Source organism: Marinobacter sp. LV10MA510-1, from assembly GCF_002563885.1.
In the GTDB taxonomy this organism is placed as follows: domain Bacteria; phylum Pseudomonadota; class Gammaproteobacteria; order Pseudomonadales; family Oleiphilaceae; genus Marinobacter.
Genome location: NZ_PDJA01000001.1, coordinates 1,063,766 through 1,087,737 on the forward strand (window position 1 = coordinate 1,063,766; position 23,972 = coordinate 1,087,737).

At 54.0% G+C, this 23,972-nt stretch carries 22 protein-coding genes; 15 read left to right on the forward strand and 7 right to left on the reverse strand.

What is annotated here, in order from left to right:
* Window positions 1-4 precede the first annotated feature (4 nt).
* Window positions 5-766 carry an SDR family oxidoreductase gene (locus ATI45_RS05160; protein ID WP_098418560.1) on the reverse strand — a complete coding sequence of 254 codons (762 nt, stop codon included), beginning with the start codon at window positions 764-766 and terminating at the stop codon, window positions 5-7.
* Window positions 767-2,230: 1,464 nt separating this feature from the next.
* On the opposite strand from ATI45_RS05160, the gene ATI45_RS05165 reads away from it, so the two are divergent.
* The 4 genes from ATI45_RS05165 to pcaQ all read left to right on the forward strand — a co-directional run bounded on the left by ATI45_RS05165 (window position 2,231) and on the right by pcaQ (window position 5,818).
* Window positions 2,231-3,487: a tyrosine-type recombinase/integrase gene (locus ATI45_RS05165; protein ID WP_098418561.1), complete on the forward strand. Its 1,257-nt coding sequence runs from the start codon at window positions 2,231-2,233 to the stop codon at window positions 3,485-3,487.
* Window positions 3,488-3,694: 207 nt separating this feature from the next.
* Complete coding sequence (locus ATI45_RS05170; protein WP_098418562.1) at window positions 3,695-3,943, forward strand: type II toxin-antitoxin system Phd/YefM family antitoxin; 249 nt, start codon at window positions 3,695-3,697, stop codon at window positions 3,941-3,943.
* Complete coding sequence (locus tag ATI45_RS05175) at window positions 3,933-4,223, forward strand: type II toxin-antitoxin system RelE family toxin (RefSeq protein ID WP_098418563.1); 291 nt, start codon at window positions 3,933-3,935, stop codon at window positions 4,221-4,223. The genes ATI45_RS05170 and ATI45_RS05175 overlap by 11 nt, the downstream gene beginning before the upstream one ends.
* A gap of 611 nt (window positions 4,224-4,834) precedes the next feature.
* A complete protein-coding gene (gene pcaQ / locus ATI45_RS05185) occupies window positions 4,835-5,818 on the forward strand; it encodes a pca operon transcription factor PcaQ (protein ID WP_228735936.1) in 984 nt (327 codons plus the stop codon).
* A gap of 39 nt (window positions 5,819-5,857) precedes the next feature.
* Here pcaQ and ATI45_RS05190 read toward each other — a convergent pair whose 3' ends face one another.
* The 5 genes from ATI45_RS05190 to ATI45_RS05215 form a co-directional block, all read right to left on the reverse strand.
* Window positions 5,858-6,040, reverse strand: a complete 183-nt coding sequence (locus ATI45_RS05190; protein ID WP_098418565.1) for a hypothetical protein — start codon at window positions 6,038-6,040, stop codon at window positions 5,858-5,860.
* A 954-nt stretch (window positions 6,041-6,994) separates the two neighbouring features.
* Window positions 6,995-8,566 carry an FAD-binding oxidoreductase gene (locus ATI45_RS05200; protein ID WP_098418567.1) on the reverse strand — a complete coding sequence of 524 codons (1,572 nt, stop codon included), beginning with the start codon at window positions 8,564-8,566 and terminating at the stop codon, window positions 6,995-6,997.
* A 14-nt stretch (window positions 8,567-8,580) separates the two neighbouring features.
* The gene (locus tag ATI45_RS05205; RefSeq protein WP_098418568.1) at window positions 8,581-9,219 is read right to left on the reverse strand and encodes a hypothetical protein; all 639 of its coding nucleotides are present in this window, start codon (window positions 9,217-9,219) and stop codon (window positions 8,581-8,583) included.
* On the reverse strand, window positions 9,216-9,554 hold the full coding sequence (locus tag ATI45_RS05210; RefSeq protein WP_098418569.1) for a c-type cytochrome: 339 nt from the start codon (window positions 9,552-9,554) through the stop codon (window positions 9,216-9,218). The genes ATI45_RS05205 and ATI45_RS05210 overlap by 4 nt, the downstream gene beginning before the upstream one ends.
* A 32-nt stretch (window positions 9,555-9,586) precedes the next feature.
* Window positions 9,587-11,056 carry an aldehyde dehydrogenase family protein gene (locus ATI45_RS05215; protein WP_098418570.1) on the reverse strand — a complete coding sequence of 490 codons (1,470 nt, stop codon included), beginning with the start codon at window positions 11,054-11,056 and terminating at the stop codon, window positions 9,587-9,589.
* A gap of 412 nt (window positions 11,057-11,468) precedes the next feature.
* On the opposite strand from ATI45_RS05215, the gene pcaD reads away from it, so the two are divergent.
* The 8 genes from pcaD to ATI45_RS05255 all read left to right on the forward strand — a co-directional run bounded on the left by pcaD (window position 11,469) and on the right by ATI45_RS05255 (window position 19,397).
* Window positions 11,469-12,647 carry a 3-oxoadipate enol-lactonase gene (pcaD, locus tag ATI45_RS05220; protein WP_098418571.1) on the forward strand — a complete coding sequence of 393 codons (1,179 nt, stop codon included), beginning with the start codon at window positions 11,469-11,471 and terminating at the stop codon, window positions 12,645-12,647.
* Window positions 12,648-12,649: 2 nt separating this feature from the next.
* Window positions 12,650-13,348 (forward strand): protocatechuate 3,4-dioxygenase subunit beta, encoded by a 699-nt coding sequence (gene pcaH, locus ATI45_RS05225; RefSeq protein WP_098418572.1) that lies wholly within the window; start codon window positions 12,650-12,652, stop codon window positions 13,346-13,348.
* Between the two features lie 3 nt (window positions 13,349-13,351).
* The gene (pcaG, locus tag ATI45_RS05230; RefSeq protein ID WP_098418573.1) at window positions 13,352-13,951 is read left to right on the forward strand and encodes a protocatechuate 3,4-dioxygenase subunit alpha; all 600 of its coding nucleotides are present in this window, start codon (window positions 13,352-13,354) and stop codon (window positions 13,949-13,951) included.
* Between the two features lie 5 nt (window positions 13,952-13,956).
* On the forward strand, window positions 13,957-14,808 hold the full coding sequence (locus ATI45_RS05235) for a CoA transferase subunit A (RefSeq protein ID WP_098418574.1): 852 nt from the start codon (window positions 13,957-13,959) through the stop codon (window positions 14,806-14,808).
* A gap of 1 nt (window position 14,809) precedes the next feature.
* Complete coding sequence (locus ATI45_RS05240; protein ID WP_098418575.1) at window positions 14,810-15,577, forward strand: CoA-transferase subunit beta; 768 nt, start codon at window positions 14,810-14,812, stop codon at window positions 15,575-15,577.
* Between the two features lie 11 nt (window positions 15,578-15,588).
* Complete coding sequence (gene pcaF, locus ATI45_RS05245; protein ID WP_098418576.1) at window positions 15,589-16,803, forward strand: 3-oxoadipyl-CoA thiolase; 1,215 nt, start codon at window positions 15,589-15,591, stop codon at window positions 16,801-16,803.
* A 166-nt stretch (window positions 16,804-16,969) separates the two neighbouring features.
* A complete protein-coding gene (locus tag ATI45_RS05250; RefSeq protein WP_098418577.1) occupies window positions 16,970-18,298 on the forward strand; it encodes a class-II fumarase/aspartase family protein in 1,329 nt (442 codons plus the stop codon).
* A gap of 403 nt (window positions 18,299-18,701) precedes the next feature.
* The gene (locus ATI45_RS05255; protein WP_098418578.1) at window positions 18,702-19,397 is read left to right on the forward strand and encodes an AEC family transporter; all 696 of its coding nucleotides are present in this window, start codon (window positions 18,702-18,704) and stop codon (window positions 19,395-19,397) included.
* A gap of 221 nt (window positions 19,398-19,618) precedes the next feature.
* On the opposite strand, the gene ATI45_RS05260 is transcribed toward ATI45_RS05255, so the two are convergent.
* Complete coding sequence (locus tag ATI45_RS05260) at window positions 19,619-20,914, reverse strand: IS4 family transposase (RefSeq protein WP_098418186.1); 1,296 nt, start codon at window positions 20,912-20,914, stop codon at window positions 19,619-19,621.
* Window positions 20,915-21,064: 150 nt separating this feature from the next.
* Between ATI45_RS05260 and ATI45_RS05265 the strand changes: the two genes are divergently transcribed.
* The 3 genes from ATI45_RS05265 to pobA all read left to right on the forward strand — a co-directional run bounded on the left by ATI45_RS05265 (window position 21,065) and on the right by pobA (window position 23,687).
* Window positions 21,065-21,301 (forward strand): hypothetical protein, encoded by a 237-nt coding sequence (locus ATI45_RS05265; RefSeq protein ID WP_098418579.1) that lies wholly within the window; start codon window positions 21,065-21,067, stop codon window positions 21,299-21,301.
* A gap of 215 nt (window positions 21,302-21,516) precedes the next feature.
* Window positions 21,517-22,428: a SphA family protein gene (locus ATI45_RS05270; protein WP_218925900.1), complete on the forward strand. Its 912-nt coding sequence runs from the start codon at window positions 21,517-21,519 to the stop codon at window positions 22,426-22,428.
* Between the two features lie 74 nt (window positions 22,429-22,502).
* A complete protein-coding gene (gene pobA / locus ATI45_RS05275) occupies window positions 22,503-23,687 on the forward strand; it encodes a 4-hydroxybenzoate 3-monooxygenase (protein WP_098418580.1) in 1,185 nt (394 codons plus the stop codon).
* The last annotated feature ends 285 nt before the right edge of the window (window positions 23,688-23,972 follow it).

Genomic DNA, 23,972 nt, shown 5'->3' on the forward strand with positions numbered 1-23,972 from the left:
ATCCCTACTCTTCGTAAATCATCTTGCGGACCATGCCGCCATCCACCACCATATTTTGTCCGGTGATAAACTCGGCTTGTGGGGAAATCAGATAATGCACCATCGCAGCAACGTCGCGGGGTTGACCGACCCTGCCTGCGGGGTGCTGGTCGTGATCCCGCGTGCTTAGGGGCTCAGGCTCCTGCCCTGCATCCGGCTCGCGGGTATCAATCCACCCCGGACTAATGCAGTTGACTCGTACATCTGGCCCCAGGCTGACGGCAAGGGCGTGGGTCAGGGCCACCAGTCCGCCCTTGGTGGCTGCGTAGGCTTCGGTATTGGCTTCGGACTGCAAGGCGCGAGTAGAGGCCATGTTGATGATAGTGCCCCGAGTCCCGCGCAGGTGCGGTATCGCGTGCTTTGCCATCAGAAAGGGACCGGTAAGATTCACGTCCAGTCGTTTCTGCCATTCCGCCAGCGTCAGATCTTCCACCGCACCGGTCACCGGATCTGCCAGGCCGGCGTTGTTCACCAGCGCATCCAACCGGCCTCCCCAGCTTATAACCCGACGCAACGCCAATTCGACCTCGCTCTCATCCGCCACATTGCAGCGCACAAACAACAGATCCGCGGGGTTCCCAAACGCTGCGGTAATTTCATTCCCGGCAGTGTCATCCAGATCGAAAAAAGCGACACGCCAATTCTGCGTCAACAGGTGTGCCACTATGCCCCGGCCAATGCCATGAGCTCCACCTGTTACCAGGGCAAGATTGCGATCATCAGACATTGGAAAAACTCCTTCGGAAACCTCAACGGAATACACTGGCAGGGGCCAATAGATCTGTCCAGTTCAGGTTCAGATTCAGATTATTACTGCATCACTGTAAAACAGCCGGAGAAATCAGAAAACCAGGGAAGAAATTCAAACGTATTTATAGCAGTGGTCGCGATTACGGACCGAGAGGATCTTTTTGCTGGGGTGTATCAACTTGAGAAGAGAATGGCGGTGGGTCAGGGATTCGAACCCCGGGAGGACTATTAATCCTCGGCGGTTTTCAAGACCGCCCATTTTTATAATATATTTCTTATTAAAATCAATTATTTAGGTAAATATTTGTATATTGCTTTTCGTCTTGGGGCAGCTTGTAACTTGCTGTTTTTTAAAGAACTAACCCAATCATAATATACAGCTTTTCAGGCAAACAACGTGATTCACCACCACCTATAGCGCGACAATTAACTTGGCCGACCGGTCATCCTAATTGTCGCAGAACACCCACGGGCGTGGGGAAGACGCTAACCCGGCCACTAGTGTCCCTTAACAAAAATTCGTATAGATAATTATTCTGCCCTGTATAATCTGACAAACAGACACAGGAGAGGTGCTCATGGCGCGGATAGCTAGACCCCTTGAAGTTAGTGACTCTGAACGAGAGGAGCTGGAGTCGTGGTTGCGGCGACAACGCATCCCCCTCTGTCAGCCTAGTTGTCCAGTTGGCGATTTAGCCTAAATTCATGTCAGATTGGGCGGTATGAGAGCAGTCATGCCACGTTGTTCCGAGGAACGTAAAGCCTCTGTGATAAAGAAGTTATTACCTCAAAAACTGCAGTGTGGTGTCGAGCACCGCAGAGGAAAGCATATCGGATGTGACTCTTTATAGTTGGTTAAAAAGAGTCAAAAACTAAGAATGCCTGTACCAGGCAACCGTAATACTAGAGACGATTAAGTTTGCCATCGCGATGATTTGTACGAAGCCAGCGGCGCCGCTGGCCAGCCTGATGGGACTAAACCAGCGTATCTGAAAACGCTAAAGGCAGAACAATGGCGCTGCTGCGGAGGATCAACGCTTAAAAGCAGAGTGCGTTGTGCAGCCTCAACAGCTTGCTCACACTGAAGCAGTTGCCATTCTGAGCACCTGCAATGAACCATAATACCTAAGCTTTCCTCCATCTAAATGATCCCTAGGCTGGCTGAAATATGGCTTTGTTTGGCACCTGAGTCATCGTTTTATCGAGTACTAAAAAGCATCGGCAAAATAACCAAAGAGAGCGCATGACAATCTCCCCGTGAAACCTCTGAAAACGGTTCCAGACGCCTGCGCTATAGTTGCGTGTGACCGCCGTCCAGATACAGAGTGGCGAAGAAACGTGCATTACATGTCAAATACTGATAAGTATTTGACATGAGGTTTCGTGCGCTCTACCGTTGTGTCGTAACCCTTTTTCATATCCGACCAATGGAATATTCAACGTGGCTAAATTTAAGGGCTTCCCAATTTTTGATACCACTGACCGCCTCTCTGAACAAGCTGACCAAAACGGCTATACAGATGTCGTTAGCCGACTCTCAAAACTGCCCCTGAAATACGAGCTGCTTGAACGCGATCTCACTCTAAGCTTTCAATACCTGTTGGATTACACCGGCACTGCAGGAACATACAATCGCTTTAGAGGCGAAATTCAGAGATTCCTCAACTACCTCTGGATCATCGCCGGCCGAACCCTGGACCAAGTTGACGCCGAAGTTATTGAGTATTATTTTCAATTCCTAAGAACGCCACCTGGCACCTGGGTTGCCCCAAACATTGCCCCCGGCTTTTCGGATCACGCCAGTGAGCGGTTGGTTAATCCAAAATGGCGGCCATTCACTTCGCAGCGCTCCCAAGGCAAAACCTATTCAGCCAGCCCGGCAAGCATAAAGTCCTCTCGGGTCGCCCTTTCCTCTTATTTTCGTTTTCTGATGGTTCGCCGTGTGTTGCTTGAAGATCCCTTTCTTCAAGTTCGCAAGCGCGAAACAAAAGCCACATCAGGCGCCCTGCTCGAACAGGCCGAGCCGTCAGTTCGCCGGTACACCGATTGGCAATGGTCGTATATTCGTGAAACCATTGAAACTGTAGCTAACCAGAATTCGAAATACGAGCGACACCTGTTTGTCATTATTACCATGAAATCTCTGTTTTTACGGGTCAGCGAGCTAGCAGTTCGCCCAATCGAGGGAAATCCGCGGTTACCGACGTTCATGGACTTTAAGAAGAGCGTATCTAAAGGTGGGGCGTATTGGACGTTCTATGTATTTGGCAAAGGTGACAAAGGCCGAACCATCACATGCCCAGATGCTTATATGACCTATTTGAAGCGCTGGCGACAACATCTTAACTGTGACACACACCTCCCTTTACCCAATGATTCCCGCCCTATTCTTCCATCCAAGCGAGGTGGTGGCCTGGGTGCGCGTCAGGTGGAGCGTACTTGCGAAGAAGCCGTGATGTTGGCGGTTAAACGAATGAGTGATGAAGGTCTGCAAAGTGAGTCAGATCAACTGAAAACGATCGCTTCAGAGACTCATTACCTGAGACATACCGGTGCTAGCCAGGCCATAGAGGCCGGCGCCGATATTCGTCATGTTTCAGAAGAACTTGGCCATGCCAGTGCCGCGTTTACTGAGCAAGTGTACGTTAACGCCGATCAAGATCGCCGGCGTACTGCCGGCCAGCAACGCTCAATTTAGAGAGGTTGATTCAGGGAGCGACTAAAAGCGCGCCAACGGTGCCTGTCAACACAGTTACCGACTGTAAGATAATGTTAGAAATACCGGGACCCGAACGCGACTGAGATGTCTGCATCATGAGGAAACGGCTAACCAAAGAGATGAGGTGTGGGACCTGAGTATCTCTGATACTATCAGACCTGTTAATAGGTCTTAGGAGGTCTGTTTATGACTCAACCCATTTATACCGAAATTACGGCTAGCATCTCTGAGTTGAAGAAAAACCCAATGGCGGCCGTGGGTGCCGGAGAAGGTTTTCCTATCGTCGTTTTGAATCGAAACAAACCAGCATTCTACTGTGTGCCAGCGGATGTCTACGAGGCGATGCTGGAGAGACTGGACGATCAGGAACTGATTCGTTTAGTGGAGTCGCGACGATCTGAGCGTGGTATTCCGGTGACCTTGGATGCACTCTAAGTATTCCCTGGAGTTCAAACCATCTGCGTTGAAAGAGTGGAAGAAGTTAGCGCCGGTGCTGCAAGAGCAGTTCAAGAAAAAGCTAAAACAGCGGCTCGACGATCCCCATGTCCAGTCGGATGCCTTATCTGGCCTGGTAAACTGCTACAAGATCAAACTGCGTAGCGCAGGTTACCGGCTGGTTTATGAGGTCGAAGACGACCTCATAGTGGTAATCGTCGTCGCCATCGGCAAGCGAGAACGTGGTGAGGTTTACAGCCGGGCTCACCGGCGAATGTGATCGTCCGGCCGACTGCCTAAAATCGGTGCTAATCGGTCAAAATTTTGATGTGTAGGCATTTTTATATTAAAAGTTGTCGTACCAGGTGTTTGATTTTCCGGATTTAGATCGATTAATTCCTCTTATAAACGCACTGTAGTGGCGTTCTCCGAGGACAGTGGTCACAGGTTCGAATCCTGTCGGGCGCGCCATATTGTTAGAGCATTGAATTTGATCATGCCTTCATCAAGTCATCCAATGCTCAAGAAAAAGTTCCCGCGCCCTCTTGGCCCTGCCATATGTGCGCGTGATGGTGCAGACCTCTAACGAATATTGCTTAGTTTCCGGCACCAGAGCGCACAGATCTCCTGCCTCAACATACCGCTGAACGTAGGCGTCAGGCATGAACCCGATGTAAGCTCCGGACAAAATCATAGCAAGCCGCGCTTCGTAGAAATACGAAATCGCTGCCTTGTTCATATCCGCCAATTGAGCGCCAACCTCGGGGCTGGTGTGAATTCCTGCGTGTGCAACTTTACTGGAGAGATACCTCAGTATGGGACTCGAAGAAATTATCCCTTAACGGAAACTGGCCCTGATGGCCTAACGTCCAATCTTGTATCCTGCTGAAAATGGGACAAACCCATAGTTGCGCATTTCGCTTAGCTTCAGAGGCAAAGATGATAGAAAACAGAATCAAGTTCAGGCACCTTCAGTGTTTTATCGAAGTTGCCCGCCAGAACAGTGTCAGTCGTGCCGCCGATGTGTTGTCGCTGACTCAACCTGCGGTTTCAAAAAAACTAAAAGAACTAGAGGAAATACTGGAAGTTCAGTTGCTGGACCGCAGCAAAAGAGGCGTTGAACTCACCCAGTTTGGCAGGGTATTCCTTAAATACGCAGGAGCCAGCTTGTCTGCTCTGCGCGAAGGCACTGACAGCATCATTCAAGCGCAAATGAAGGGAAGCATGCGAATCAACGTTGGCGTGTTGCCAACGGTCGCCGCCAACGTACTACCCGCGGCGGTGATCAACTTCAGGCAGTCAGGTGTGGATGTTACGCTCAATCTGATTTCAGGTCCCAACACGCTGCTGCTGAGCCAACTGAGGGTCGGTGAGTTGGATCTGGTGGTCGGTCGACTGGCGGAGCCCAAGCTGATGACAGGACTGTCTTTTCAACATCTCTATTCGGAGCGCGTGACCTTCGTGGTCCGTCCGGGCCATCCGCTGCTAGATCGCACGCCGTTTAATATCCAGGATATTCGCCAGTTCAACGTTCTCTTTCCTACTAAGGGTTCCATCATCGCCGTAGCGGTCGAGCGATTTCTGATCTCTCAGGGCATGGGCTTGTTACCGGATCGCATAGAGACAATATCGGGCTCATTCGGCAAGGAATATATTCGCCAGAGCAACGCCATCTGGATTATTTCCCGGGGGGTAGTAGCGCGAGAAATAGAAGAAGGCGAGCTGATAGAGTTGCCGTTGGACACCAAGGAAACCCTGGGGCCTGTAGGTCTGACAATTCGTGCCGATACTCTTCCCACGCCGGCAATACAGGTGTTCATTAATAGCATCCGCACTGCTGCTGCCTCGGTAGCCGAAAAAAACGGGGAATTGTAATAACCTTCGCCCCCTGTTCGTCAACGAGCCAAACAGTTCTTATTCGTAGATATCCATATCGCTGGCCAGCACAAATTTTCCATCATAATGCTGTGCCAGTTCCGCCACCATGTCTTCATCGGTCTTGCCGAAGAATAGCGGATGGTTCATCACCAGCATGCCCGGCTTAATCGCCTTCGCAATCTCGGCCAGCTGTCGGGTAATGGTATGGGCGTGGTACATTCTGACATAACTGCAATCGCTCCTTCATGCATAACCTCATGAATCAGGATATCAGGCACCCTCGAAGTGCTCGTAGTTGGTTTCGTCTATGTGTGGGTGTCACCACTGATGACGATGGTCTTACTGGGGGGGTTCTACCCGATAGCCGAAGGACATGCCATCTTCCCAGCTGCCATGGGGCACTCGGAACGCTTTCACGACCACCTTGTCGTCCTGATAGACTATCTGCGTCTCGCTTATCTCGGTTACCTCGCCCTTGAAGCCGTCGGCATTGGCCGGGGGTGTCGTTCAAACCATGATCGAAGTCATCTTTGAACGCCGCCAGACCATTGTCGACCAGCCCCTGAGTGCCATTGAGGCCAATCACCTTCATCGGTTGATCCCGCCCCGGAACCCAAGGACGCAGCAGTAGTTCGGGCAGCCGCAGAATATGATCCGACTCCAGATGGGTAAGAAATACTTTGTCCATGGCGCTATAAACTGAGTTGTTGGTAAACATCACATCAGGCGGCATAAAGTCCTGGCACTGGCCGGCCAATGCCTTGAAGTTACGCACAAAGCCGGGCCGGCATCGAACAGGGACATATTCTTGTCAACCACCACCAGGATAGCCTGAGCAGCCCGCTTGTACTGCAGGGTCGGGGTGCCAGTGCCGAGCATAACCACATGGGTCCGGCTGACGGCAACTGGGTGCTGTGCCTCGATTTGGGTCTCGGCTAGGGCGACAGAGGAGACCAGTCCCGCTAAGATAAGTTACAAAAACAAGGGCTTGAGAGTTTCTTTCATTTCTTGTCGTTATTGGTTCAATTTCGTTGTTCGCTTTGGGCGGATTTTTATCAATTTCAGAAGCTTAGGTGCAAAAAAACCGAGCCTGTTTATCTCGCCTCAGTAAGGAGAAAAACCCGGCTCGGGATAATTATTCATCGTAACGATGTCAACGACACCGCTGCCTGTTTACCAGTCGTTGAACTTGTCCAGATCGATACCGGATTTCCCCGGCGACAGGATGTTGTTCGGATCCAAAGCGCGTTTGAGAGTGTGTTCCAGACGACGCTTAACTGGGCCATAGCTATCGGCCACTCGATCCATATAGTCGGTACTGACACGGTACACGGCATAACCACGCTTCTCGAATTCATCAAGCAACTCGTTGAAACAGGCGTCGGCACGTTTGGTCTCTTCCGGGTTGGTACGGTCGTAGAGCACGTCGATGACGTGGTGCATGTCGCGCCAACCAACGATGAACTCGCCAACGTAGTCGAGGCCATGCTTGTTAAGGATATTCTTAGCGAGTGCATACTGATTGTCGCACTCAACTCCCTTGGCCTGACTGACCGGGGCAAACCACATGGATCCGCCACCCCCTCGCCAGTTGTACAGGCCAAATTCCCGTAGATTGGGCACACCGGACATCAGCTTGGCTCTATAGGCGAACGGCTCGGTGCCCGCAGCCTCTTCCTCGGTGACAATTTGCCCCTTGCCCAGTTGCTTGAGCGCGCCGTTGACGATATTCCAGTTAACTTCCACCTGCTCTTTGGTACCGTATAGGGCACAGTAGACGTTCCAGGCACCTAGATTCTTATCTTTCTGGATCTGCTTGAGAATGGCATCCGAGGTGGCGCCCGGTTCTGTGGTGTAATCGGAACGACGCACTCCGGCCGTGGAGGCTTCCCACAGTAAACCGGCAATCACCACGGAGTTGGGAATAACCTGGTTGATCCGCAGCGGACGAATGAAATCAACGATCTCGGCAATATCGGTCTCTTCCTCAAACCGTATCTCGAAGGGTTTGATCACCGGCGGCTTATGCATCAACCAGAAGCCCAGTTTCGTACAGATACCGTAGTTGGCCTGGGTAAACATGCCGTCCAGTGTCGGGCCATAGCCCCACTTGAACACCTGCCAGGCCTTGTCACCTTTGACGCCGCCCATGCCCGTGCGATAAACCTCGCCATTGGCCAGCACCAACTCCATGCCACACTGCATCATGAAATGCTCACCGTAGGGGGTATACCCCACACCGCGATCCATAGTGTTGCCCACCGGTCCGGCAATAGCTGAGGGCGCCGAGAAAGACAGCATCAGCGGCAGGTTGTTTTCCTCAATGTAATCGTACAGTTGCTGGTAAGTTACCCCCGGCTCGACCAGGGCTGTACCCAGCTCCGCATCCACATGAATAATTTTGTTCATTTTTTTCAGATCAAGGATGATCTGACCACGATGATGCGGCGCGGCTGTGCCGTAACCGAAGTTACGACCGGTGGAGATAGTCCATACTGGGATCTTGTACTCATTGCAGATCGCAACTACCCCCTGCACATGCTCCACGGTAGTGGCGGTAACTGCGGCGGAAGGCGCATGCTCCGCATCTTCACTAGGCAACATGATCTTGTTATAGGGATTAAGCTGCGTTTCTTCAACCAACACGTTCTCCTCGCCCAGCAGGGCGCGGAATTTCTCTATTGCCTGATGGAAGTCCGCCTGTGCGACGCCTGTTGGCAATACCTTATAGTTTTGTTCACTCATGATATCGAATTCCTTCAGGTCTCAATAAAAAATGAAACATAGTGGCCAGTCAATGCTGGGGCCTGTTTGGGCGGCGCCGCCCGCAGGTAGCGGCGGCCCGGATCCGGCGAGGACAGGGAAAAACCCAGGGCCGGTGCCCAATGGCGACCAGCGGTCAGTGACTGATTCGCCAAGCTTGATGGACGACTACAGCCGTCGGTCAGGCCCGAAAACTGACCGATACAATCGATCACACCCGGAGTGGCCGACAACCGGTGACGGGACTGGCCGCCCTCGGTGACATGCTGTCCAGACCAATGAAGACGCGCGCCGGCACTGCGGGCCAGATCCAGGATCAGAGCGCCAGTGGCATCGTCTACCAAGCCAATAATGCGTTCACCGTTCGAGGCGTTCAGCTGTCGTTGCAAGGAAGATATAAATTCCAGCCCGTGATCGGTGCGCAATACTGTGACGATACCGGCAGCGGGATTAGACTGGGCGCCAGCGGCAAAGGCCGCCTCGGCCTCGGCACCGCTGACTAGCACCATCAACGGTTTGCGAGTTAGGGTCGCGGCGGAAGTGCCGGCACTGGCCAGACCGGCGCGGCCCAAGGTCAGACCGGCCAATCCGCTCAGGGTCATGCCTTTGAGTACGGAACGACGCTTGATGCTCATTTTTGCTCCTGATCCGGGGCTGGCAATTGCTGAATATAGTCGCTAACTTGCTGCAAAGACGCATCATCAATAAAGGAGGCGGGAAAGGCCGGCATGGCCAGGTAACCATTACGCACCCTATAGCTAATATAGGCCGGCGGCAGACTACGACCGGCTAACACCGGACCAATATCGCCCTTGGTTTCATGACAATGCCCACAAACTTTCTGATAGACATCCTCCCCACCCTTCCACTGCCCATCACCGCTGGCGCTGGCAGAGAAAGTCGCCAGTGCCACCGGCAGCGCCAGCCCGGCAACTGCAAAGGATATTACCTTGGAACGAATCGCTGACATCTGGAACACTCCTCACTTTTTGTTAGATTTTTTTAGAACGGATACCGACGCGGCTCATGCTGTACAGTAATCCAATGGTCGGTGGTGAACTCCGCGATAGCCCACTCGCCGTTGAAACGGCCCAGGCCCGAGCTCTTTTCACCACCGAAAGCAGCGTTGGGTGCATCGTTGACCGGCATGTCATTGACATGAGTCATGCCCGCATGAATACCTTGGGCGAAGCGCACGCCACGCTCAAGGCTGCCGGAAAAGACGGCGCTCGACAGGCCGTATTCGCTTTGATTGGCCAGTTGAAGTGCGTGCTGCTCGTCGCGGGCCGCCTGAATGCCCACCAAGGGACCAAAGATTTCTTCGCGGGCAATCTCCATGCCGGCAGTGACATTGCCGAATACATGAGGCGGCAACACGTTGCCCTGGGGATCGCCGCCGACCAACACTTTGGCACCTTCGGCCTTGGCGGTTTCGATTTTCTGAAGTAGGCCCTGCAACTGTTTGGCGTTGATCACTGGGCCAACCACTGTGTCAGCCTTGCTCGGATCACCGTAAGGAAGTGCCTTGACCCGCTCTGTATAGCGGCGGGTAAATTCCTCGACCAGTGGTTGCTCTACTATGATTCGGTTGATTGCCATGCAAATCTGACCTTGATGCAAGAACTTGCCGACCACGGCAGCATTAACAGCCAGTTCGACGTTCGCATCGGCCAGCACGACGAAGGGGCTGTTGCCGCCCAGCTCTAGAGCCACATGCTTAAGGTACTTGCCACCACAGGCCAGGCGACCGATATTACGGCCGACTTCAGAGGAGCCGGTGAAGGAAATGAAACTAGGAACCGGGTGCTCAACGAAGGTATCGCCAATCTCGGCGCCGGAACCGACCACCACGCTCAGCACGCCTGCAGGCAAACCAGCTTCTTCAAAGATGCGCGCTATCAGCAGGCCGCCGGTAACCGGCGTATCGCTGGCCGGTTTTATCACCACGGCGTTTCCCAGGGCTAGGGCCGGCGCCACCGAGCGCTGGGTTAGGTGCAGGGGGAAATTCCAGGGGCTGATTACGCCCACCACGCCCAGCGGTTTGCGGTAGACCCGACTTTCCTTCCCCGGAATATCGTTAGGTAAAATAAAGCCGTGAACCCGAGACGGGAAGCTGGCGGCTTCCAGTGTGATCGCTCGGGCCGCCCCCCATTCTATTTGGGCCTTGATACGGGTGCTGCCCGACTCCGCAATAATCCATTCGACAATCTCGTCATGACGCTGATCAAAGATCGCCACGGCTTTCAGCATGATGGCAGCGCGAGCGGCTGGCGCCATAAGCGCCCAGCTTTTCTGAGCTTCACGGGCTGCAATAAAGGACTCGTCGAGATCTTCTTTGGTGGCTAGATTCAACTCCAACAGGTTTTCTTGGTTAAAGGGGTTAACAACCTGCAGCTTGCGCTCCGACTGGCCTGCCCGCCAATGTCCTGCGAGCGGCTGTAACTCAAAGTTTTGATAGGAACTAGTAGGCATAAGACGTCCTTTCAATATAGTTGTTTTTCTGTTAACCGACTCTAGTAATTTATCTCTGCGGTTAATAATGAAATTTCTGCCAAGATATATATCAAAATCGATATGCATCAGGTTTAGACGACTCTTTAATGTCGCGTTCTGAACAACTTAGCCTTTGTGATAGATCATCAAACGAACCCAGATTAATTATCTTCGGTTTTATCGATAAAGCGGCGGGCAGGCCTGGACAGTCTCCGGTTCGGCCGCTTTGCAATAGTTGTACTCTATTCGGCATTTCGCCGCGATATTTGATGGCACACGCGAACGTCATACCATTTTCGATATATAAAATTGCTAAAACCTTATTTTACATACCCACTGCTTTAGGTGACATTGAAACAATCACATTAAATAGCCAATGCAGGCAAGCATCATGATACAGACCTTGGCAATCAACGGAGTCATGCTCCATTACCGACTGGAAGGCCCCAGCCATTTGCCATTATTGGTCTTCTCCAATTCACTCGGCACAGATCTGCGTGTGTGGGAAACTCTGCTGCCATTGCTGGCCAGCCAATACCGCTTTTTACGTTACGACAAACGCGGCCACGGACTCTCGGATTGTCCCCCAGCGCCGTACCATATTGACGAACACATCGATGATCTGATTAGTCTTCTTGATCAACTCGATCTCAGCCAAGTGGCTCTTTGTGGGCTCTCTGTGGGCGGCATTATCGCTCAGGGTGTAGCTGCCCGGCGGCCCGAACTGGTCAAGGAATTGATTCTGTGCGACACCGCACACAAAATTGGTCCCGCCCAAGGTTGGGAAGATCGCATCAGTACTGTCCGCAGTCAGGGCATTGAATTCATCGCCGATGCGGTAATGGAACGTTGGTTCGCCACCGAGTTCCGCACCCAAAAGCCGGTTGACGTGGCCTTGTGGCGTAACATGCTGGTACGCACCCCAGTGGAAGGCTATATCGGCACGTGTGCCGCCATCCGTGATGCGGATATGAGCGAAAGCTCGGCGCGTTTGACTCAGCCAACTTTATGTGTGGTCGGCGATCAAGACGGCGCCACTCCGCCGTCGCTTGTGAAGAGCACAGCGGCGCTGATCACCAACAGCTGCTTTGAAGTGATTGACCGTGCCGGTCACCTGCCCTGCGTTGAGCAACCGGCGGCGTTGGCGGCGTTAATCATCGATTTTCTTAATCAGCACAACCCGGAGCTGAGCCGTTTTGACCAAGGCATGAAGGTTCGCCGTTCAGTGCTGGGCAACAGTCATGTGGATCGGGCAGAAGCCAACAAAGTCGCTTTCGACGAACCTTTCCAAACGTTTATTACAGAAGGGGCGTGGGGTTCAGTCTGGAGCCGGCCAGGCCTGAGCAAGCGGGATCGCAGCCTGTTGACCATCGCACTGATGGCCGCACTCGGCCATGAAGAAGAGCTGGCCATGCATATTCGCGCCACGCGAAATACCGGTGCCAGCAAGACAGAAGTACAGGAAACTCTATTGCATCTCGCCGTGTATGCCGGCGTACCCTTCTCAAATGTCGCCTTCCGCATTGCCAAGGAAGTCTATAACGAACCCGAATACAAAAAGGAACAATAATCATGAATAACCTAACCAATAGAGACTGGCCTAGCCAGCCCGCTTACATTTCGCCCGAGTACAAGTCATCTACCCAGCGGGGCGTGTCTCAGAGCCTTGTGAAGATCGATCCCGAGCTGGCCGAACTGACCGGGCCGGCCTTCGGCCCCGAAGTATTAGGACCACTGGATCACGATCTGAGCAAGAACGGCCAGGTCAATGGCGAGCCCATCGGTGAGCGCATCGTGGTGACCGGTCATGTGTTCGATGAATTTGGCCAGCCTGTGGCCAACACCCTGATCGAGATTTGGCAAGCTAATGCGGCCGGCCGTTACGTACACAAAACCGACCAGCACGATGCGCCGCTGGATCCCAATTTCTTAGGATCGGGTCGCTGCATGACAAACGCCGAAGGCCGCTACAAGTTTTACACTATTAAGCCCGGCGCCTATCCTTGGGGCAACCATCCCAACGCATGGCGCCCGAACCATATCCATCTTTCCCTATTCGGTCCGTCTATTGCTACTCGCATCGTGACTCAAATGTACTTCCCCGGCGATCCCCTACTGCCTCTGGATCCCATCTTCAAAGCCACCCCGGCGGAAGCCCGTGACCGGCTGGTCAGCGAATTTTCATTAGATGTGACAGAAGAGGGCTTCGCCCTGGGTTATATTTTTAACATTGTGCTGCGTGGTGTAAACGCCACCCCTGTGGAGGCTTGAGCCATGACGATGAAACAAACCCCGTCGCAAACCGTTGGTCCCTACTTCGCCTTCGGTCTGACTGCCCAGCAGTATCACTACCCCAACTCCCAGGTCGCCGGCAGTCAGCTGGTGAAGAACGAGGTACAGGGTGAACTTATCCGCATTACCGGTCAGGTATTCGATGGACATGGCACCGTCGTGGACGATGCCATGATCGAAATCTGGCAGGCCAATGCTGCTGGTCGCTTTAACCATCCGCTGGATAATCGCGCCGACAGAACGCTGGATGAGGGTTTTCTGGGTTTTGGCCGCTGTGGAACAGGCGCCAGCCCTGATCGAAGTTTCAACTTCGATACCGTCAAACCGGGTGCAGCTCAGGATGGTCACGCGCCGTTCGTCACCGTCGTGGTTTTTCTGCGTGGTCTGCTGAGCCATGCCTACACCCGCATCTACTTTGCCGATGAAGCCATAGCTAACCAGGCCGACCCCGCACTGAACAAAGTACCTGCCGAGCGTCGCCAGTCCCTGATTGCCCAACGTAAAGAAACCGGCACCGGTGTGGAATATCGATTCGATATTCATATGCAGGGCGACAAAGAAACCGTGTTTTTCGAGGTGTAATCCAAATGGCTAAGTTTGTATCCTTGAAAGAAGCAATCGCACATAACCTGCGTGATGGCGATGTGGTCGCCATGGAAGGTTTCACCCACCTGATCCCTCATGCTGCTGGCCATGAAATCATTCGACAGCAGAAAAAGAACCTGACCCTGATCCGCATGACTCCGGACATTATCTACGACCAGCTGATCGGCACCGGCTGCGCCAAAAAGATGATGTTCTCCTGGGGTGGCAATCCGGGCGTTGGTTCTTTGCGCCGCCTGCGCGACGCTTATGAGCAGGCTTGGCCCCATCAGCTAGAAATTGAAGAGCACAGCCACGCCGCTATGGCCAACGCCTATGAAGCCGGCGCCGCCGGTCTGCCCTGTGCCGTGTTCCGCGGCTACTTGGGCGCCGAACTGGCTGAGGTCAATCCTAATATCCGCTTCGTTGAATGCCCCTTTACCGGTGAGCGACTGGCTTCTGTGCCGGCTATCCGCCCGGATGTAACTATTATCCATGCCCAGAAAGCCAACAAGAATGGCGATGTACTTATTGAGGGAATCGTTGGCGTACAGAAAGAAGCCGTGCTGGCCGCCAAGCGTGCCATCGTTACTGTGGAAGAGATTGTCGACGACTTCGATGACGTGCACACCAATGCTTGCATTTTGCCGGCCTGGACGATATCCGCCATCGCACTGGTTCGGGGTGGCGCCCATCCCTCCTACGCCATGGGATATTATCCCCGTGACAACGCTTTCTATAAAAACTGGGATCCCATCGCCTCCGATCGCGACACCTTCCTCGACTGGATCAAGGAAAATGTGATGGAGGTTGGCCCAGAGGTTTTTGCCCAACGCGTTAAATGGCAGGAGCAATAACATGAGCTATACCCCAACCGAAATGATGACGGTAGCCGCCTCTCGCTCTATTCGCAAAGACGATGTCTGCTTTGTCGGCATCGGCATGCCCTCCGCCGCCTGTAACCTGGCACGGCTGACCCATGCCCCCGATGTGACCCTGATTTACGAGTCTGGCACCATCGGCACCAAGCCCGACGTGTTGCCGCTGTCCATCGGTGACGGCGATCTGTGCGATACCGCGGTGACGACCGTCTCGGTACCCGAGATGTTCCGCTACTGGCTGCAGGGCGGCCGTATCTCCGTCGGCTTTCTGGGCGCGGCCCAGCTCGACAAATTCGGCAACATCAACACAACAGTGGTAGGTGACTATCACAAGCCGAAGGTTCGCCTGCCCGGCGGTGGCGGCGCCCCAGAAATCGCCACCTCTTGTGGCGAGATCTTCATTGTGATGAAACAGTCTAAGCGCAGCTTCGTCGACAAAGTGGATTTCATCACCTCCCTCGGCCACGGAAAAACCGGCAAGGAGCGTGAACAATTGGGCGTCAAGACAAAGGGTCCGAGCCGGCTGATCACCGATTTATGTGTGATGGAAACCGACCCGTTAACCAAGGAATTCATCGTCACCTCCATTCACTCGGGCGTGACCCGCGCGCAAATTCAAGACAACACTGGCTGGACAGTACGCTACGCCGAGCAGGTGACCGAGACCCAGGCCCCGAACGAGCCAGAGCTGTCGGCATTGCGTGCCCTCAACGAGCGAACAGCCCGTGCTCACGCCGGCAAATAAGGAAAAACCACATGGCCACCGCTTACATTTGTGATTACGTACGCACCCCCATCGGCCGTTACGCCGGCGCCCTTTCGGCTGTGCGACCTGACGATCTCGGCGCCGTGCCACTCAGGGCGCTGCTGGAGCGCAATCCGGGCCTGGCCCCCACCGCGATCGACGATGTGATCTTCGGCTGTGCTAACCAGGCCGGTGAAGACAACAGGAACGTGGCGCGTATGTCGCTGCTGTTGGCCGGTTATCCGGTCGCCGTCACAGGCACTACCATCAACAGGCTGTGCGGCTCCGGCATGGACGCCATTATCAACGCCGCCCGCGCCATCAAGTCCGGTGAAGCCGATCTGATCATCGCAGGCGGCACCGAAAGTATGAGCCGGGCGCCGTTCGTAATGCCCAAGGCCACCAGTGCCTTTACCCGCACCAACGAAGTGCACGACACGACCATCGGCTGGCGTTTTGTCAATCCGAAAATGGCCGAGTTGTACGGTGTGGACGCCATGCCCGAAACCGGTGACAACGTTGCCGAGCAGTTCAACATCAGCCGCGCCGACCAAGATGCCTTCGCCCTGCGGTCCCAGCAGCGTGCCGCCAAAGCTCAGGCTGCCGGTATCTTCGCCGAGGAAATCGTGCCAGTCACCATTCCTCAGCGAAAGGGTCATTCCATAGTCGTGGAAACCGACGAGCATCCCCGTCCTGACACCACCGCCGAGGCGCTGTCCAAGCTGAAGGCACCGTTCCGCAAGGACGGCAGCGGCACGGTGACGGCCGGCAATGCGTCTGGCGTCAACGACGCTGCTGCAGCACTGATCATCGCCTCCGAGCATGCGGTTAAGAAATACGGCCTTCGCCCTATCGCCAAGATTCTGGGCGGCGCTACCGCTGGTTTGGAGCCGCGTATCATGGGCTTTGGGCCAGCCCCGGCCAGCAAGAAGCTGTGCAAGCGTCTAGGTATGACCATTGACCAGTTCCAGGTGATTGAGCTAAACGAAGCCTTTGCCTCTCAGGCCCTGGCTAGTGCCCGGGATCTGGGGCTGGCGGACGATGCCGAACACGTCAATCCTAACGGTGGCGCCATCGCTCTGGGTCATCCTCTGGGCGCCTCGGGCGCCCGCATCACTGGCACGGCGGCGCTGGAGCTGAGGCGCCGCGGCAAACGCTACGCTCTGGCAAGTATGTGCATCGGCGTTGGCCAAGGCATCGCTATCGCTCTAGAATTCGTGGAATAAGACGTTATAGGCCAGCGTTATCCGGCTCCTATCATGCACTCATATCCTAGCGGGAGCCTGTGTATGTTTCACTATAGCGATACCATCTTGCGAGTTGGTATCGCTAGGTGCCGGGTAAATCGCGCTTGAGCATCGACCCAGCAACCGTTAATTCAGCGAGGCCGACATGTTTTCCATCGCTCCCTTTGATTCCGTTCTGTTCCGCCAGCTTTTATCTGACAATGAAGCCGCCCGTTACCTTGGCGATGATGCCCAAATTCGCGCCATGCTGAATGTAGAAGGTGAGCTGGCGCTGGCACAGGCCGATTGTGGACTTATCCCCGCCGCCGCCGCCGATGCCATCGCACACGCCGCCTCCGTGCTGGAATTTCCTACCAGTGAGCTCGCGCCCGGTACCGGCGCCGCCGGTGTGCCGGTACCGGCGTTGGTCGAGGCGCTAAAACAGTCTCTGCCTGCCGAGCACGCCCGCTGGGTGCATTTTGGTGCCACCAGTCAAGATATCGTCGATACCGCCTTAGTTTTGAATTGCCGCGAGCTCCTCGGCCTTTATCAGGCACGCCTTGGAGGGATTATCGATCAACTCGCCCGCCTGGCAAATGCGCAGCGTCATACCCTGATCGCCGGCCGCACCCGTACCCAGCAAGCGGTACCGATGAACTTCGGCTTCAAGGTTGCCAACTGGCTGGCGCCGCTGCTGCGCCAGCAGCAGCGGCTAACGCAGCTGACACCACGCCTACTCAAGCTGCAGCTGGCTGGTGCAGTGGGCACTCTGGCCTCCATGCAAGAGCAGGCTCCGGCCATTGCCGAGCGCCTAGCCGAACGACTAGAACTGGCTCCCGGGCGTGGCTGGCACACCCAACGTGACAGCCTCGTAGAGCTAGCGGACTGGCTATCATTGACCACTGGGCTGCTCGGAAAAATTGGACTGGATTGGCTGTTGCTGAGCCAGACAGAAGTGGGTGAGATCACCTTCACGAATGGCGGAGGCTCATCCACTATGCCGCAGAAATGCAACCCGGTAAACGCCGAAATCGTTGTAGCCATGGCTCGCCACAATGCCGGCCAAGTGGGCCAAATGCATCAAGCCATGCTGCAGGAGCACGAACGTAGCGGAAGCGCCTGGACTCAGGAATGGATGGTATTGCCCGGCATGCTGATGACAACGGCGGTGGCGCTGAATCATGCCGAACACGCGCTTAACCACCTTGTGGTTAACACCGAAAAAATGCAGGCAAATCTGGGACTGCACAACGGCATGATCTACGCCGAAGCCGCGACCTTCGCTTTAGCTCGCAACATGCCTCGGGATCAGGCGGCCGAGCTGGTAAAGGCAGCCTGCAAACTGGCAAGCAGCGGAGATCGCCATCTATTTTCGCTCATCAGGGAGCAATGCGGTATCGAACTGAACCTGGCCCAGCTGCAACAGAATCTGTTGGAAGGAGGCGCCACCCCAACCTGGTTCGAAGAAATATTGGCTGAGGCCGGTCAGGGCTGAGCATGACCTGCCGCCGTTTTTAACCGTGCAGAAGCTTATCGGCGGATACTATGTTGTGAATGTTAGATGCCTTGGTGTCGTTGCTGTAAATCCATCCGAGTGTGTCGTCGACACCGATATTCATATTCAGACTGACGAACGGTTGGCTGACTCCCTTGACCTAGTGAGTGTTTAGATCACGCTAGCCGCGTTCGTTCTTGCAGGCACTCATTGCTAAAATAAAGCTGACAGGAATAATGTTCTCTTCGTGCAGCATTTATTCAATCCCGCAGATCGCGTCTTTATCGCCCGGTCGCTGGAGCTGTAAAAGAATTACACGCACTGAACCCGCAGCATGGGAGTCAATGACTACAGCACCCGGTCTCATGTCCTCCTTGTTTCTAACCAATGACGGAACCAACCCATGCTGGCCATAGTGTCCATTACCGCCCCTATTTTCCTGCTAATTGCCATAGGCTACGCTGCCGTACGATCGCGATTACTTCCCTACGAAGCCATTCCCGGCTTAGGACGATTTGTACTCTACTTTGCCCTGCCGAGCCTGATAGTGAACACCTTGAGCTCCATGGATATCGAAGAGGTCATAGAGCCCGGCTTTATATTGGCTTATGCACTTGGCTCATTGTTGATGATAGGGCTCGGCCTGCTACTGACCTTGAAGATTTTAAAAAATGAGCCGGTTTTAGCCTCACTCAAAGCCATGGGAATGACTGTGTCAAATACCCCTTATTTCGGCTTTGCAGTGCTATTACAAGTATTAGACAATGTTGCCGGCCAGGCCCTGGCCATGGCCATGTTGGTAGAGACCCTACTTATTATCCCGTTGTCGATGACGCTGCTGGAATTCCATGCCTCGCGCAGTATCGGTATGTCTCTAGGTCGGGTATTGATCAAACTACCCCAACGGATATTGCGCAACCCGCTGGTGATCTCCATCACCTCCGGCATCGTGATTTCATCGCTCGACATTTCCTTGCCACAAGCCGTCAGCACTACACTGGAGATGCTTGGCCGTTCTTCGGCGGCGATCGCCCTGTTCGTGATCGGCGCCTCTCTGGTTGGCAATGTCATCAACTTAAGCCCCAGAAGTCCATTATGATCCTCTGAGTCACCAAGATTGCCAATCGTGAGACAGCCTATTATTGAATCGACAGGCGATTAAAATCAGAGCCTAACCCGAAATCAGCGCCAAAGACCGTCAATGGTGTATTTGCCGGTGTGTCAGAGCGGTTTAAGCGTTATTCAGGGCGAGAACCATTCGACCGGTGGCCGGCACAGTCTGTCAGGAAGTCTTGTTATACGCCGCCGGGGTGGTGTCGGTCAGCGAGTCGGCTTGTACCCTTCACAGCCTTTGGTGGCCAGTCGTTTTCGGCGTCGTGGGCTACTTCGCCCGGGACGCACTGCACTCAAGCTGTTACCCAACAGGCGCCACAGGTTATCCAGGGCCTCACAGCTGGGCCTCACCAGAAGGGCAACGAGGGTATGCTTCAGGCGAGACACGCCCTGGGTGAAGTTAGCCTTCCAGGCCAGTTTCCGGTGTGCGGTTTTGCGCTCAATGTCGGGCTGCTGTAGGGCCTGCATCAGCAGGGCCAGGTTCTTGAGCAGTTGGCAGGCGTGGATGTCCTGCTGTACGGCACAGACCGTCCGGCCACTGACGTTTTCCAGGCTCAGGGTTTGCTTAAGCCGGCGGTAGTCGGTCTCGATGCCCCAGCGCCGTTGGTACAGGTCGGCAAAGAGCTCGGCGGGGAAGGCCCCGGTGTCCAGGAGTGAGGTGGCCAGCACTTCCGTTTCCCCGGTGGGCAGCGTCACCCGGATCAACCGGATCTGGAGGGCCGTGTCCGGATCAACGCCGGACTGCCTACAGACCTGTCGGGATAACCCGTGCCGGCACGTCATCGAGACGGTGTCGTCGTCTTTTCCAGAATCCACAAACGCGCGGACTTCTCGGGAATGGGTCAGTGTCAGGCGCATCAGGAATTGCTGTTGACAGCGCTGTAGCTCGGCAAAGAGCCAGTGCGCGGGATAGCCCCGATCAAACAGAATCAGACTGTGGTCAGGAGCATGCTTCAGGTGCATGCTGGCACAGCCCCGCTCATCCACATCCGGCGTGATCAGGAGGGTGTGCAGAGTCTGATTGGACAGCAGGTCTTGCAGGACCGACACTCGGGCCACCGGCAACCCGTTGTGGGTACCAAAGTGCTTGGCCAGTGGGTCTTCCAGCGGCAAGTGCATGCTGGAGCCGTCCACGGCCAGCAGGCGCAGGCCCTGCCAGGTCTTGTGCAGCCCCAGCTCATCCATCTGGGCTTGCAGGGCGCTGTTGAGAGCCTCAAAAACTGACGCGCTGAGCTTCTGGCGGGCTTTGCTGAAGGCTTGGGCGGTGACCACCTGGGTTTCAAAGGTCGAGCCATTGAGCGCCTGAAAGAAGGCATCCAGTTCGGTTTGCAGGGCGCTTTTGGGCTGATTCAGCAGAAACAGGATCAGATTGCGGAAGGTCAGATGGCGTTTGCGGGTAAAGTGCTTCGGATGGGTGCGATGCTGGGCAATAAACTCGGGGCAGCTCAGTAAGCTGGTTATTTTATGTACAATTTTCGGAAAGAATGTCGGTTGGGTTGTCAAACGTTGTTTTTTTATTGTGCTCCATAGGGCATTTCCTCGTTGATGGTTGAGCTCTAATTATATGATATTTTTGGGGAAATGTCTTAAGTTGATGACATTGCTCTGGTTGGTAGTCCGCTCAAAGGCACGCTTTCTGGTATCACACCCGTCTTGATCGGTAAGTTATTGATCCATCCTCTGCTTGTAGGCTTAATAATCTGGCTGCTACCGCCGTTCAACCCCGAGCTACAACTGGCGGCTGTTCTGCTGGCCGCCATGCCGATGATGAGCATTTATCCTATTTTTGGCACGCAGTACGGATACCGTAACTTCACCGCCAGCACCCTCATGTTAACCACCATCACCGCCTTTATCACTATTTCGTTGATCCTGTTATTCATTCAATAGCTAATCTTGAATTCGGCATTTTTCACTTATTTATATCAAAAACAATATACAAAAAGGTCAATTATTCATTACTACTCACTGATGGAATGTTTTAGCTTTGTTAATTCAATAGTGACTTCCTTCGTAATGGCGGTAGGCCTCACTTGAAACCTGATATCAACAATAATATTGGCAGGGTCGCACCCTGCTCTGATTAAACAACAATAAGGATGTCTATGAAAATTTTAGGTTCTATAACGTCTCGTAAAAATAAAGCCCTCGTCTTTGCGCCTCTGGCTGCGGCCATGCTGCTGACCTCTCCGACTGTACTGGCGGTAACTGGTCATTATGTACCCGGGGTCGAAGGGGTTAAGGGATCTTCCGTGCCACCTCCCGGCACCTACTATCGAGGCTACGCAGTTCAGTACGAAATTGATCAGCTTAGCAACAACCATGGTAATGCCTTACCCGGCAGCAACACAGGCTCGGTCACCGCCCTGGCCAATCGTTTTATCCATATTACCGACAAGAAATTTCTCAATGCCGATTACGGCTTCGAGACTATTATTCCGATTCAACATACCTCGTTGGACTTCAATATCGCAGGCATCGACAGCTCCGACACTGGCGTGGGCGATATTTTTGTCGGCCCCGTGATTCTGGGCTGGCACGGAGGGCAGTGGGATGCGGTCTTCGCGTCCGGTATCTGGTTCGATAACGGTAGTACCTCCGAGCCTGCGGCTGCCGGCAAGGGCTACAAAAGCGCAATGCTCACTTTGGGCGGAACCTACTATCTCAATCCCGCTAAGACGTGGTCTTTCTCAGCCCTGTCCCGCTATGAAATCAACTTCGATGACGACAATCGCGTCGATCGGAGCGACAGTTACCTGGTGGAATGGGGGCTGGGCAAGCTTCTGGATAACGGTATTGAGCTGGGGCTAATCGGTTATGACGGCTGGCAGCTAGAAGAAAACATCGGCGGCGACGCGCAGCAGGGCAAGTTAGAAAAGCACGCCTTAGGCCTGGAAGCTGGCTATTTCTGGCCAAGTCTGGGCCTTGGCATGAGCGCCGCTTACCTAAACGAATATGATGTAAAGAACAGTCCTCAGGGTGACCTGTTCCGAATCAATATGACCAAGGTATTCTGAGCTCGTCAAGAGAAACTGAAGTCGGGTCTGCCCCATTAACGTTAGCCACCTTAATACCGGCCATAGAGGAAATTATGAAAACACAAATTGCAATTATTGGTGCTGGACCTGCGGGCCTTTTACTGGGTCAGTTACTGCATAAGGCAGGTATCGACAATATAATTATAGAGCGCCAGACACCGGAATACGTGCTGAGCCGCATTCGAGCCGGCGTACTTGAGCAAGGTTTGGTTGACCTACTACGTGAGGCTGGTGTTAGCGAACGGATGGACGCCGAAGGCTTGGTGCACGATGGCTTTGAACTGGCACTCAATGGCCAGCTGGAGTACATCAATCTGAAAACCCTGACCGATGGTAAGACCGTTATGGTCTACGGCCAGACCGAGGTTACCCGTGATCTGATGGCCGCCCGCGAAGCCTGTGGCGCTCAATCCATCTACCAGGTTAGCAACGCTCAGCCACATGATATGAAGAGTGGCAACCCTTACATTACCTTTGAAAAAGACGGTGAAACCCATCGCCTGGACTGTGATTACATCGCCGGTTGTGACGGTTTCCATGGTGTATCGCGCAAGTCGATTCCACCCGAGGTGCTAACCGAGTTTGAACGGGTTTACCCTTTCGGCTGGCTGGGTATGCTAGCGGATACCCCCCCGGTGCATGAAGAGTTGATCTACGCGCGTCATGAACGTGGCTTTGCGATGTGTAGCATGCGCTCATCTACCCGCAGCCGTTATTATGTACAGGTGCCGACGACCGAAAAAGTAGAAGACTGGTCCGACGAGCGATTCTGGGACGAGCTTCGTAGCCGCCTACCCGCCGAGCAAGCTGCCAAGCTGGTGACTGGCCCGTCTATAGAGAAGAGCATAGCGCCGTTGCGCAGCTTCGTGGTGGAGCCGATGCAATACGGCAAGCTGTTCCTGCTCGGTGATGCCGCTCACATAGTCCCGCCAACTGGGGCCAAGGGACTCAACCTGGCTGCTAGTGACGTGAATACGATGTACCGTATCTTAGCCAAAGTCTATCAGGAAGGCCGTGTGGATCTGCTGGACAGATACTCTGAGATCTGTCTGCGCAGAGTTTGGAAGGCCGAGCGTTTCTCTTGGTGGATGACCAACATGTTGCACGACTTTCCGGACAACGATGCCTTTACCAAGCGTATATTGCAAACTGAGCTGGGGTATTTTGTCGAATCAGAAGCTGGACGTAAAACCATTGCGGAAAACTACGTGGGCCTTCCCTACGAAGAAATAGAATAACTTTTTAATCAAGGTCACCGTTCATAGGAACATTGAGGGAAGATCCCGGTGAACCGCGGGCAAAGGCATGCATATCCCTTTGCCCGCGGTGGCGATTACTAAGCTAAACTGGCCCTTAAAATGGGGATAAACTTGTGAGACTGGGTGGCCCTAAGCTCAAGTAATAAGCTCACCACAAGTTTTGAGGGCGTCTGAATGCTCGTTTCAAAACACCCCTGCAGGTCTTCGGTACCCCAGCCGTTCTTCGAGACGATTGTTGAGCGCCTTGATCATTTTTGGAGATCG